General features: G+C 53.2%; 11 protein-coding genes and 1 pseudogene. 7 read left to right on the forward strand and 5 right to left on the reverse strand.

What is annotated here, in order from left to right:
* Positions 1 to 124 precede the first annotated feature (124 nt).
* A complete protein-coding gene (locus AC07VI_RS25260) occupies positions 125 to 592 on the reverse strand; it encodes a helix-turn-helix domain-containing protein (RefSeq protein ID WP_099374999.1) in 468 nt (155 codons plus the stop codon).
* Between the two features lie 235 nt (positions 593 to 827).
* Between AC07VI_RS25260 and AC07VI_RS25265 the strand changes: the two genes are divergently transcribed.
* Complete coding sequence (locus tag AC07VI_RS25265; protein ID WP_099375000.1) at positions 828 to 2,081, forward strand: MFS transporter; 1,254 nt, start codon at positions 828 to 830, stop codon at positions 2,079 to 2,081.
* A 204-nt stretch (positions 2,082 to 2,285) separates the two neighbouring features.
* A complete protein-coding gene (locus AC07VI_RS25270; RefSeq protein ID WP_099375001.1) occupies positions 2,286 to 3,077 on the forward strand; it encodes an alpha/beta fold hydrolase in 792 nt (263 codons plus the stop codon).
* Positions 3,078 to 3,288: 211 nt separating this feature from the next.
* Here the strand turns inward: AC07VI_RS25270 and AC07VI_RS25275 are convergent, their stop codons facing one another.
* On the reverse strand, positions 3,289 to 4,488 hold the full coding sequence (locus AC07VI_RS25275; protein ID WP_492996360.1) for an MFS transporter: 1,200 nt from the start codon (positions 4,486 to 4,488) through the stop codon (positions 3,289 to 3,291).
* A 141-nt stretch (positions 4,489 to 4,629) separates the two neighbouring features.
* Here AC07VI_RS25275 and AC07VI_RS25280 point away from each other — a divergent pair, with 141 nt between their 5' ends.
* Positions 4,630 to 5,514: a LysR family transcriptional regulator gene (locus AC07VI_RS25280; RefSeq protein WP_086145999.1), complete on the forward strand. Its 885-nt coding sequence runs from the start codon at positions 4,630 to 4,632 to the stop codon at positions 5,512 to 5,514.
* 443 nt (positions 5,515 to 5,957) lie between these two features.
* On the opposite strand, the gene AC07VI_RS25285 is transcribed toward AC07VI_RS25280, so the two are convergent.
* Both AC07VI_RS25285 and pdxR read right to left on the reverse strand, forming a co-directional pair.
* On the reverse strand, positions 5,958 to 7,463 hold the full coding sequence (locus AC07VI_RS25285) for a glycosyltransferase family 39 protein (RefSeq protein ID WP_086145998.1): 1,506 nt from the start codon (positions 7,461 to 7,463) through the stop codon (positions 5,958 to 5,960).
* Positions 7,464 to 7,844: 381 nt separating this feature from the next.
* Complete coding sequence (gene pdxR / locus AC07VI_RS25290) at positions 7,845 to 9,245, reverse strand: MocR-like pyridoxine biosynthesis transcription factor PdxR (protein WP_086145997.1); 1,401 nt, start codon at positions 9,243 to 9,245, stop codon at positions 7,845 to 7,847.
* 87 nt (positions 9,246 to 9,332) lie between these two features.
* Here pdxR and AC07VI_RS25295 point away from each other — a divergent pair, with 87 nt between their 5' ends.
* The 4 genes from AC07VI_RS25295 to AC07VI_RS25310 all read left to right on the forward strand — a co-directional run bounded on the left by AC07VI_RS25295 (position 9,333) and on the right by AC07VI_RS25310 (position 11,445).
* A complete protein-coding gene (locus tag AC07VI_RS25295; protein WP_086145996.1) occupies positions 9,333 to 9,779 on the forward strand; it encodes a GNAT family N-acetyltransferase in 447 nt (148 codons plus the stop codon).
* Positions 9,776 to 10,396, forward strand: coding sequence for an FMN-dependent NADH-azoreductase (locus AC07VI_RS25300; RefSeq protein ID WP_086145995.1), 621 nt, complete (start codon positions 9,776 to 9,778; stop codon positions 10,394 to 10,396). Before AC07VI_RS25295 ends, AC07VI_RS25300 begins: the two co-directional genes overlap by 4 nt.
* A 28-nt stretch (positions 10,397 to 10,424) precedes the next feature.
* The gene (locus AC07VI_RS25305; RefSeq protein WP_086146049.1) at positions 10,425 to 10,856 is read left to right on the forward strand and encodes a carboxymuconolactone decarboxylase family protein; all 432 of its coding nucleotides are present in this window, start codon (positions 10,425 to 10,427) and stop codon (positions 10,854 to 10,856) included.
* Between the two features lie 358 nt (positions 10,857 to 11,214).
* Positions 11,215 to 11,445, forward strand: a complete 231-nt coding sequence (locus AC07VI_RS25310; protein ID WP_086145994.1) for a hypothetical protein — start codon at positions 11,215 to 11,217, stop codon at positions 11,443 to 11,445.
* A 177-nt stretch (positions 11,446 to 11,622) separates the two neighbouring features.
* On the opposite strand, the pseudogene AC07VI_RS25315 reads toward AC07VI_RS25310, so the two are convergent.
* Positions 11,623 to 11,751, reverse strand: a pseudogene (locus tag AC07VI_RS25315) (serine O-acetyltransferase EpsC); the annotation flags it as partial.

Genomic DNA, 11,751 nt, shown 5'->3' on the forward strand with positions numbered 1-11,751 from the left:
AATTCGGGGGCGAAGGCTTTCTGCCTCGTCATTGAGTGTTTGAACACGTCCATAGCTGAATCAACCGTTTTTATAGTCTGGTCATTCGCCCGGGTCAAAAATCGGACAATTACCTGGGACCGCCTCACTTTGCTTTTGACCTCATCGCTTGGCGGGCAACAAGACTACCAGGAGATGCGTTAATAGCTGTCGACCTGCTTTGCTTCAACTTTGCCGCCGCAGCAACCTTGAGTAAACGCTGGAAGTTGGGGCATTGCGCGTGGCTGGCAGCGGGGCATTGTGCAGCATGGCGCAAACCCTCGCTCATGGCTTGTAGGCGCTTGATAGTCGCGTCGATTTCGTCAGCTTTGGCCACTAGTACATTCCTGTCTACCTGCGGGGCACCAGTGGGAGAAAGCATCGTGCGGATTTCCTCCAGAGAGAGTTGCCCTGCCTGTCCGAGCGCAATCAATGCCAGTTGATTGACCACGTCCGGTGCAAAGTGTCGCCGCTCCCCCGCGCTGCTGGTTGCTGAGATTAAACCCTTTTTTTCATAAAACCGCAGCGAAGAGGCCGGTATGCCTGTGCGCCTGGCGACCTCTGAAATATCCATGATGCCCCCCTTGACTTGAAGTTGACTTCAACTTTTATCATGCCTGCAAACGACATTTTCGGCAACGGAAAGGAACGAGTATCTGTCTACCGCACTGCTCAAGCGGGTGTGGGAATGAACGGAACCGTTGCTGGACACGCCGCATGGGGATGGCTTTGCGCCCACATGCCGGCAATCCGCCACGGCGGATTGATGGCAAACCTCGATTCTCAAATCAATCCATCGGAGAACTACAATGCAAGAAAACGTGAGCATCGTCGCCCCCAGCGCCGGCGAAACCCCGTTGCGGCCCCAAGAGCGCAACACGGCCATTCCATCTGCCGTCTACCTTCTTGCCCTGAGTTTGTTTGCGATGGGCAGCGCCGAGTTTTTGATGGGAGGTATTCTCCCGATGATTGCGGCAGATCTGCACATCACGCTGCCAACGGCGGGAACCTTGATTTCCGCATTCGCAGTGGGTGCACTGATAGGCGGGCCGCCGTTCGCCATCTTGACGCTGCACTGGTCTAAGCGCAACACCTTGTTCGCCAGCCAAGTGGCTTTCATCGCTGCAACGGTGTTAAGCCTCCTTGCGCAAAGCTATTGGCCCATTCTTGCCGCCCGGTTCGTCATGGGCTTGGCGTATGCGTGCTTCTGGGCGGTTGCGGCAGCAAGCGCCGTGCAACTTTCACCTCCTGATCGCCGCGCCAAGGCACTTTCCATCGTTGTCAGTGGCTTGACCACCGCGATGGTTCTGGGCGGCCCCGCAGGAACGTTCATCAGCGATTCAACCGGCTGGCGCGGCGGATTCTGGGCCGTCATCGCGGTTACTGCTGTGGCGGCGGTCGCCGGCCTTCTCGCTTTGCCCAACAAGGCACCTGGCGATGCGGCGGCGCCTGACCTCAACACTGAGTTGCGCGCCATGAAGTCCCCGGTTCTTTGGGTGGCCTATGCTACGACGGCGGCTACCACTGCCGCCTACATGGGCACGTTCGCTTATCTCGGGGCCTTGATGCTCGAGGTGAGTAGATTGCCCGACCAGTGGCTGCCCGCTGTGCTGACTCTGTTTGGCGTTGGTGCCTTCATCGGGCTGACGATTGGGGGACGTACTGCTGATCGCTATCCGTTCGCCACGCTTGTGGTGGGCATCGCTGGCCTGATCGTCATATCCGCTGCGATGGCGCTGCTGGCGTCCCATATGGTGGCGACCATTGTACTGGTATTTCTGCTCGGCGTTTCAGGCTTCCTGCTAAATCCGCCAATTTGGGGCCGGGTCTATGCGATCGCTCCCGATGCGCCGATGCTTGCAGGGGCGACAAACACGTCAGCCTTTCAAGCCGGTCTGACGCTTGCACCGCTGCTTGCCGGACTGCCGATCAGCTTCGGTCATGGACTGCCAGCTGTTGCTTGGGTGGGAGCCGCAATCGGCGTTGCCTCGCTTGGATTCGCTGTTCTCGGCTCGCGATGGAGTCGCCGGGCCTGCCAACAGCAGGACGGACACTGTCGATAGGGATGAAGTCACCATTGCGCCAAACCTGCTGGATCGGCGGCTGAAGCCACCGGCCCCAATCCACAGTGGGCAAAAGTGATGAATCAGAAATACCTAAACTGATGGCGATTCAGTGCAAACGGCTCAGATACTGACAAAAACTGACAGTCAACCCTTGTATGATCCGCGAATCAAAAACTAAAATTTTGCAAGGATAAATTCACCATGGCTTTTTTTACTCATTCATCAGGTCAGTACTTACCAGTTGATGACGCCGAAATATACTTCGAAATCATAGGCAATCCGATCGGGAGTCCATTACTGTTACTGCATGGCGGCTTAGGCAACCTCACAGACTTCAATGGGATTGTAGGACAACTTGCAAGTGAATTTAGATTGATTGGCATTGATTTTCGTGGTCATGGCAAGTCGACGCTCGGAAAATCTCGCTTGACCTATCAACAATATCAAGCAGATGTTGAAGCCATCGTCGCGCATTTGAAACTCGATTATTTTTCTATACTGGGCTTTAGCGACGGTGGCATCACTGCCTTGCGCATGGCAGCTGAAACCCCGTCGAGGATTAGGGGGCTTGTGGCGGTGGCGGCTCAAAGTCAAATGGAGGCGGATGACCCTGCCCTTCCCATGTTAAGTGGCGTGACAGCTGGTTTCTGGAAGACAAAGTTCCCCAACGCAGTTTCCTACTACGAAGAGAACAATCCAGAGCCAGACTTCGATGTGTTGATCAAATCGGTTGTATCGCTCTGGACAAATATCAAACACAGTGCTTACCCTGGCAACCTGATCAAACAGATCACGGCACAAACGTTGCTGGTGCGTGGCGACGAAGATCATCTTTGTTCGTTAAAGAGCGTTGCTGAACTGCGAGATCAAATAAAAGGTTCTGTCTTCTTGAACATCCCTTATGCAGGGCACGAGGTGCACAAAGATTCTCCTATTCTATTCATGGAGGTAGCGTACGATTTCCTTGTCAATCGAACGGCAAAGAAACGTTAATTATCTAGTTCAGTGCTGGTCTGCATTGGCGAAATGAGGTTCTGTCGCATTGACTTCTTTAACCGTGCATTCTCGCCCTGCAAACTCTTGAACGCCCGCCGCCTTCGGACTGCATTCCTCCATACTGATTCTTCTAACCTTTCAGGCATCCATAGTATCGGTTGTAACCGTATACACATATGGTCGGGGCAAGAGTCCTGATTTTTTGAAACTACGATATTCGGCCAGCCCTCCCAGGGAATCCATGCGTACGGCAAGCCCAGGTTATCAAGAAAGCCGTGAGTAATAGTATGAACAATACCCAGGGAAAAATACCGACACCTGATGTTTCCAGCAAAATTCCGCCGATAAGGCCACCGGCTGCGATGGCAATATTCCATACGGTAACCAGAATCGATTGCGCCACATCTGCGCCTGACCCGGCGGCCTCGGCCGATGCAGTTTGTAACAAGGCAGCGGAGCCGCCAAAGGTTAGGCCCCATGCGATTACAGCGATATAGATGACCCACGGCTGAGTGCCGGCTAGGCCAAGGGCAAGCGATGCAAGCGCAAAACCCGCCAGGCTGAGCAGTACCAAAGACCGTAGCATACGGTCTATTAACATGGCACTGATCCAGATACCAGCCAGCGATGCCACACCAAAGAGCAGGAGCACCACATCGACCCGATTGGACAAACCCGCTGGCTCAAGGAAGGGCATCAAGTAAGTGTAGAGAATGCTGTGCGCGAGTATCCAGAACGCCAGTACCGCCAAGACCGGCCGCACGCCGGGAGTGTTAAAAACCTGATACACAGGGGTTTGCTTCTTTGCCGCTTGTCCTGGATAGTCTGGCACCTGCAGAGAGATCCAGGCCATCACTCCCAGCGTCAGCAGCGACATGACTCCAAAGGTAGTACGCCAGCCTAGGGTAGCGCCCAGTAATGTGCCCAGCGGCACGCCCAGCGATAATGCTAACGGCGCACCAATTCCCGCCACGGCCAAGGCACGCCCCTTGAGATGATCTGGCACCAGGCGTCGCGCGTAGCCGGCCAGCATGCCCCAAATCAGGCCGCCTGCCATGCCGGCCAAAAATCGTGCTGACAAGGCGACGACATAGTTGGAGGTCAATGCTGTAACCATGTTGAAGAGCAACATGGCGAATAACGCCGCAATCATCAATGGTCGGCGTCGCCAGGCCAGCGTTGCTGCCGTCAACGGGATGGCTGCGACTAGCGATCCAATGGCGTAGAGCGTAACGAACTGTCCAGCAAGCGCTTGCGATACCCCCATTCCTTCGCTTAGCTGTGTAAGCATTCCGGCTGGAATGGTTTCGGTTAACAACGCCAGAAAACCTGTCATCGCCAAGGCCAGAAGCGCGACAAATGGCAGCCGATCCGCGCTTTGAGCCGAAGTGGCATTCGTATTATTCATTTGTATCTTTCCTATGTTCTTCATCGGCAGCCAGATGGCACGCCAGTGGATGATCACAGTGTGGACGTCAATCGATAAAGGAAAAATAGGCTACAGTTGAAAATACATATGACTTTGGAGTCATAAATAAGGATAAAAAATATGGACAATCTGGGATCGTTGAACGTCTTCGTTCATGCCGGAGAAACCCGCAGTTTCACAGTTGCGGGGCAGCAGCTCGGCATTTCGGCATCGGCCGTCAGCAAGGCCATTGTTCGTCTTGAAGAGCGACTTGGCGTACGGCTATTTCACCGCTCCACGCGCACCGTCAGTCTTACGGCGGAAGGTGCGCAATTTCTGGAGCGTTGCCGCCGTATTCTGGGAGAGGTGAAGGAGGCCGAAGCTGAGCTATTACAAAATCGGGATACGCCACGTGGCAAGTTGCGCATTAGTCTGCCATCAGTCGGCACACTCTTCATGCCAAAACTGGCCGCCTTCAAGCGGCTTTACCCCGACATTCTGCTAGACATTGATTACTCGGACAGATTGGTAGACGTGATTGAAGACGGTTTCGATGCCGTGATTCGTACTGGCGAACCTAGCGACTCCCGACTAACAGCCCGTCGCATCGGCTCCTGTCGCAAAGTCATGGTTGGCGCGCCTGAGTACTTTCGGGTAGCGGGCTTGCCGCTCACGCCCGAAGACCTGATCAAGCATTCCTGCTTGCTCTATCGATTCCCCAGCACTGGCAAGCTGGACGCCTGGCCATTGCAAGTTGCCGGCGCGTCCAGCTTTAACCTGCAAGCCAGTATGGTGACAAACACTCTTGATCCACAGGTCTGCTTCGCTGAAGAGGGTTTGGGTATCGCTTGTGTGCCAGAAATAGCGGTTCGCCGGCAATTGCAAATAGGAAGTTTGACCAGTGTGTTAGATGATTACAATCATGACAGTATGATTTTTCATGTACTTTGGCCGTCGAGTCCTCATCTATCACCCAAGATTCGGGTGTTTGTGGACTTCGTCGTTCTGCATTTGTTTCCTCTTTGATCGCCCCTCCCCTTCCCGATGGCAGGCGCGATTGTAATCGCTGCAAACCTTCACTGTGGCTGCAGTGAAGATGCGGGTAATTGCCTGCTAGGTTGGTGACTCTCAAGCACCATCATGCGCCGGCGTAGAAGATGCCGTTGCCCTTTGATTTTATTGGAAGTCATTTTCCGTTGCTGACGATTTCCCTTAGCTTCCTCATAAAAATATGCTTCATTATGCGCCGAAAAGAGTAAAAATCATTCGCTTTCATTTCATCGCTTTTGAAAACTGGCTGCCAACGGGCTATTCACCTACACAGCAGAGAAAAAATTAAAATACTGCCGAATTATCGCTGACGAACCAGCCTCAGACAAGATTATTGCCGGCACAATTTAAATAATATTAATCATTTGATATGATATTTCATTTCAGCTTAGCAGCGAAAAAACGTACTTTGCATTCCGTCACTGCGGTAAAAGGTAGGCGACGCCAAAATGATGAAATCGTTTCCCTTTCACGGTCAATGCGGGCTGAACAACTGCATCTGGAAATCTCGCGGCAAGATACTGGGGCAGCGCAATGCCCTCCTCCTGCATATTCCACACAATGACAGCTCCTGCTTGTTTAAGGTCCTCTATTTTCACCCAAGGGCTTACACGGAGATCTGCATGAGAGAATATGATAGACGGCCGGTCCTTTGCATAAAATGCGACATTCCCTGCATTCCAAGTATTTCCAATGACATATTTCAATGATCGTTTCGTCGTTGCGTACCACCTGTTATTGATTTCACTACCAAAACTTTCGCCGGGAAAGTTGACGGCCTGCTCATTTCCGGTAATGTCAGTTCCATAAATTTTCTCTGCAATAAAGAAAGAAGCAGGAAATATCAGTAGTACAATCCAGGAACGGATAAAGTAACGAAAACGTTTTTGCGTCAAGATGGGCTGAAAAAGAAGAACGATAAAAATCCCCGTAAAAAACCACAGCGGCGCCCCCCACATGGCCCTCAATGGGCGCTGCGCTAGCAAAGATAGCAACAAGGAAAAAATTGCCGGTCCTAGAGCTAAAACAGCAATATAGCAAAAGTCAAAGTCATGCCATCGCGCCCTTAGCCAGACACGAGATGACCGCCATCGCCACAAAAATGATGCCACTACCAGCATGGGTAACAGTGCTAAAATTTGTGCCCCAATAAATGAAAAGTACTCCTTTATAAAAGTAAATGCATGTGTAATTTCAGGCGCTCTGTCCCCGACATACTTTATTGAAATAAAATCACTTTTTATGATCCAGTATAAATGTGGAAGGAATACTAGTGTGGATGTCAGCATAAGAAGCCACGGGCCTTTTGAGTACAGGCGACGACGGGAGGCTGGGTGAATAATAACGAATAGCGCGATGGGTACGATATATGCCCCCATAGAATAGCGCGACAACAAACCTAAACTGGAAACCAAACCCGCAAGAATCCAGTGCCCCAGCTGATCATCTTGGATCGCCTTATGTAGCAACCAACCAAACAGGGCGGAAAACGGCATCTGCAATACGATGTCATTCAATTCCAAAACCGGAAGATTGAGATAATAAACGCCTTCTAACAACAATGCACCGATCAGTGCCTGCATTTCAGTCGCAACTCGCCGTCCCAACTGCCACACGGCAAAGAAAACTGTGACAACGCACAATTGTCCTGCGAGATAGCTTATCCATAGCCCTCTATTTGACCAAGATGTCAGGGTCTGTATGACCCATGGAAACAATGGTGGGTCTTTCTCATAGCCAAGTTGCCATTCTTTTCCCCAAGCTAAACCCTCGGCCATGTCTAGCGCAATATTGCTTTGAAATAATAATGGCAATATTATCCAGATGATCACATGCGCCAAAACGGCAATTGAGAAAATTTTCTTTAGTGTGTGGGGGCTGGTTTCGTGCGGTGATTCCGACGTGGTGATGGCTTCTAATTTCATGTTTTCTATATTTTTCAGCTACTGTCCAGCGCGTCCCGAATGCATCCCTTCTCTCTACGACTGTCATGGCTTGCATGCGGGACAAACACGCTGACGAGAAATACATCAGCGATTGACTGTAGCGATGCAGCATGGAGAATCTATGGAATTCGGATGAATAGTTCTTAAAGCCACCCTATTTGCGCACAGATACTGGCATGGAAAATACGTTGCTATCCCCCTTTTGAGACTAAACGCAAGGACTCTTGAACATCAAAGAACCAGGCCGCGAATGACATGAGCCAGACGGGCACCGACATTCCAGAATACGGTCTGCCTGCTGCCGATAAATCTATTGAGCGTTGGTTCGACTCAAGACAGCGCTACTAAAATTTCACCGTCTTAGATGATCTTATCCAGCCGAAGTGCCATCGCCGACGCCTGTTCGGGACTGGCTATGTTCGTGAATCCAAGAATCAAGCCGTGCCTTGGTTTGGCCTCCAGGTACCACCGTGACAGAGGTTCGACGACTATGCCAACGGCCTGGGCACGCTGAGCGAACTCGATATCATCACCTTGGCGAAGGCCGACAACGAGATGCATGCCGCCCGCCTGGGGAGTGATCAGTAGACGCGCGCCGAATTGCTGACGCAGTGCATCGACCAGCCATTGACGGCGGCGCGCGTAGAGGTTCCGCATTTTGTTTAGATGTCGCGCAAAGTGCCCTTCGTTGAGGAAAGCGGCTACGGTTGCCTGCAGCACGTACGGGCAGTAGTTATGCAGACGATCAGCCAGACGGGCAAACGCATCGACCTGTTCGGCCGGCACAACCAGATAGGCCAAACGCAGACCTGGAAACAGCACCTTGCTGAAGGTACCGGTATAGAGCACGCGGCCCTGCTGGTCGAGGCTCTTGAGGGCCGGCAAGGGCTTACCTAGATAACGGTACTCGCTGTCATAATCATCCTCGATGATCCAGCTACCTCGGCGGTTGGCCCAGTCTAGCAAAGCCAAGCGACGTGGCAGCGACAGCGATATACCCAGCGGACTCTGGTGGGTCGGCGTGACCACTGCGAATCGGGCATCTGGAGCACGGGCGATGCCTTGCGCAACATCCAGGCCTTGCTCATCTACTGGAACCGGCACCAATTGTGCACCGGCTTCCAGTAGGGCATTCCTGGCCATGAAGTAGCCGGGTTCCTCTAGCCAACACGTATCGCCTCGTTGCATCAGCGTGTGATGAATGAGGTCCAGACACGCGCGATAGCCGGCGCACACGAAAACCTGTTCCGGGTGGCAAGTGATACCCCGCGAAATCCCCAGATAGGTCGAAATGGCCGCGCGTAAGGGGGCATGGCCTCGTGCGTCCGGGTAGACGAGCCCCTCGACACCATCCTGCCGTAGCTGGCGACCCGCCAGTCTTGTCCAGAGCTTACGGGGAAACGCGTCCAGCGCGGGCAGGCCCATCTGCAGTGCCAGCGGCAGTGTCCCGGAATGGGTGGCTTGGTACACCGTCGAAATAACTGGGCCGCGAAGTATGGACGAGGAAACTGGCGGCAGTTGCGTTGAGACTACTGTCCCGGCTGCCCCACGCGTAATCAAATAACCTTCACCAATCAGCAACTGGTAGGCCGCTTCCACTGTACCGCGCGCCAAGTTCAGCTCCGCAGCCAATGAGCGAACTGCAGGTACACGGTCTCCCGGCCGCAGGCGGCCGTCGGCAATGGAATCACGGAATCGCTGATAAAGTTGGCGATAGATCGGCGCTGGCTGGCTGCGGTCCGGCAGGAAGGGAAAAATCATGGCCTAGTCATTTAAGCATTTTTTGGCCCTGTAGTTTAAGCCATTGCAGCCCTAAGATGAGCTATATCTCTACAACGGACTGCAGACATGAATTACACACTCCAACACCTCGAAGACAAGGAGGCCTTTCAGGCCAGTTTCGATCTGATGCGCGGCTTAAGGCCACATATCGCCAATCCGGCCGCCTACGTGGCACAACTGGTTCGGCAGAGCGAGCAGGGCTACCGTTTACTGGCGGCGTGGGCCGGCGAGCACATGGTCGGCCTGGCTGGTTATCGCGCGTTGGAAAACCTGCTCTACGGGCGTTTCATTTACGTCGATGATCTAGTGGTCAGCTCTGATCTTCAGCGCAGCGGCCTGGGAGCGCGGTTGTTGACTGCGGTTCGGGAGGAGGCCATGCAGCGCAGTTGTGATCATTTCGTGCTGGATACAGGCCTGCATATGCCATTGGCACAACGTTTCTATTTTCGCCAGGGGCTGTTGGCCCGTGGCATGCATTTCACGCAGAGCCTTCGGCCAGAAAGTCTGGCATGAACAATGTCCTGTTGATCAATGCCAGCCCGAATGGGCAGGTTTCCCATGCAAACCAGTTAGCACTGGAACTAGTTTCATCTTTGCAGCACCAGTATCCGCGGCTCGAACTTGTCAAGCGAGACTTGGGCGCACATCCACTGTCGCCACTCGGTATGGACTATGCCCGTGCCCTGACCTCTGATACGCCGTTCGACTCGCCGGAACTTGAGGCCTCCGAAGTTCTGATCGCCGAATTGGAACGCAGCGATATGCTGCTCATTGCCACCCCAATGCACAACTTCACGATCCCTGCCGCGCTCAAGCTCTGGATCGACTATGTCCTGCGAATTCACCGGACATTCAATTCAAGACCCGATGGCAAAGTTGGCCTCCTGAGCGACCGCCCTGTGTACGTGCTGGTCGGTTCCGGTGGTTTTCATCAGGGAGAACGGGCACGGCAACCAGATTTTCTCACTACTTACCTGCGCCACGTGCTTAACACCCTTGGCCTGTTCAACCTGCACTTCAGCTATCTTCAAGGCTTAGTATTCGGAGAAGAGGCCGTCCGTGCCACGCTCGAACATGCGCGTGTCCGACTGGCACTGGAACCTCGGTTCAACAAACTTGTTTATGCCTGATCCCTTTTTTCTACGCAGGAGTTTCACCATGAGTCAACTTAGATTGCCATTTCGTTCCCTATCGCCTGCAGCCTATCAAGGTCTGCTCGCCTGCAATACGGCGCTGGCCGCGAGCTCGCTAGGTTTGCCGCTGCTTGAATTGATTTATTTGCGCATCTCGCAAATAAATGGCTGTGCTTACTGCCTGGGCGAACATTCGCAGGCCCTGCGCGAATGCAAGATGCCGCAAGAGAAGCTGGATTGCCTCGCAGGATGGCGAATCAGCGAATTATTTAATGACCGCGAGCGTACCGCCCTGGCATGGGCCGAGACGCTTACCCATATTAGCGAAAAGGGCGCGCCTGACGAGCTATATGAGCCTTTGAAAGCACATTTCTCCGATGTCGAAATTTCCGATCTGACTTTGGCCGCGGCCTTGATGAATGCATTTAACCGGCTGGCGGTAGGTATGAAGCTCTAAAAGCGAGGTGATCGTCGGCTGTGTACTGGTTGCAGTGTTGCCACTCGCGAAACCTACGGCATATTGCAGGAATTCAAGCTCCAGATTTCAGTGCCCCATGGGACGCGGCAGTTCCAGAAGCTGCATGGCTGGAGTAGGCACGAATCCTTTACCTCGATTTCGTAATCGAAGTAAATTGCAACGCCGGTGGCTATCGCCGGGTGTACCCGGATGACGGCGTTGAGTACCCTGCCGACTATTTTGGCGCTAAAGAGTAATTGGAATGCATAGAAATCACCACTTGCGCAGTCGTCTTTAAAAAGAAATTCCGCGCTTCGGCGCCCGATATCTGGTCGGCATCCAGTGTGAGGACAGGTCCATGAGTAAAACCGTTGAACAAGCTGAAGCCGCGCTGGCTGCAGCGAATGCCGCCTACTTGAATGAGTTGGAGCGCGATTGCATTCAAAGAGAAAACTGTAGCTCCCAACAACGTGACCACGAGTATTATCAGCAGTCGCTGCGCGATGCCATTTACCAGTGCAAACGCGAGCTTGAAGAGGCCAAACACCGCCCACTGATCAGCACGGAGGTCGACAACGGTTCGCTCTGATCGGAAACTGCACCGAGTGCCAATCAACTGGCAGGCAGTTGACACCTGCCGAGGATAACTATGCGTCGCGGTTAGTTGATGTTGTACTAGTTGAGTTTGTTAAACTGAATACTGGTTCGGGAGGGGCCGTTCTGACCTAAACAATTTATCGTCGAGTGGGCAAAAAAATCTCAATTGGTAATGGATGGGGAACAGCGCCGCCGACAGGCCGTTGACGATGGCAGTCAAGGCTTCGCGCGACGGCAGTTCGCGCACCCTGCCGTTGTGGCGGATCTTGTGCTTGTCTTCGCGCGAGCTGCGCAAGGC

Source organism: Janthinobacterium sp. GW821-FHT03A03, from assembly GCF_059421435.1.

What these genes read in the sequence shown, in the direction of transcription:
- AC07VI_RS25260 (WP_099374999.1), bottom strand. Translation starts at nt 592, where the DNA reads ATGGATATTTCAGAGGTCGCCAGGCGCACAGGCATACCGGCCTCTTCG.
- AC07VI_RS25265 (WP_099375000.1), top strand. Translation starts at nt 828, where the DNA reads ATGCAAGAAAACGTGAGCATCGTCGCCCCCAGCGCCGGCGAAACCCCG.
- AC07VI_RS25270 (WP_099375001.1), top strand. Translation starts at nt 2,286, where the DNA reads ATGGCTTTTTTTACTCATTCATCAGGTCAGTACTTACCAGTTGATGAC.
- AC07VI_RS25275 (WP_492996360.1), bottom strand. Translation starts at nt 4,488, where the DNA reads ATGAATAATACGAATGCCACTTCGGCTCAAAGCGCGGATCGGCTGCCA.
- AC07VI_RS25280 (WP_086145999.1), top strand. Translation starts at nt 4,630, where the DNA reads ATGGACAATCTGGGATCGTTGAACGTCTTCGTTCATGCCGGAGAAACC.
- AC07VI_RS25285 (WP_086145998.1), bottom strand. Translation starts at nt 7,463, where the DNA reads ATGAAATTAGAAGCCATCACCACGTCGGAATCACCGCACGAAACCAGC.
- pdxR (WP_086145997.1), bottom strand. Translation starts at nt 9,245, where the DNA reads ATGATTTTTCCCTTCCTGCCGGACCGCAGCCAGCCAGCGCCGATCTAT.
- AC07VI_RS25295 (WP_086145996.1), top strand. Translation starts at nt 9,333, where the DNA reads ATGAATTACACACTCCAACACCTCGAAGACAAGGAGGCCTTTCAGGCC.
- AC07VI_RS25300 (WP_086145995.1), top strand. Translation starts at nt 9,776, where the DNA reads ATGAACAATGTCCTGTTGATCAATGCCAGCCCGAATGGGCAGGTTTCC.
- AC07VI_RS25305 (WP_086146049.1), top strand. Translation starts at nt 10,425, where the DNA reads ATGAGTCAACTTAGATTGCCATTTCGTTCCCTATCGCCTGCAGCCTAT.
- AC07VI_RS25310 (WP_086145994.1), top strand. Translation starts at nt 11,215, where the DNA reads ATGAGTAAAACCGTTGAACAAGCTGAAGCCGCGCTGGCTGCAGCGAAT.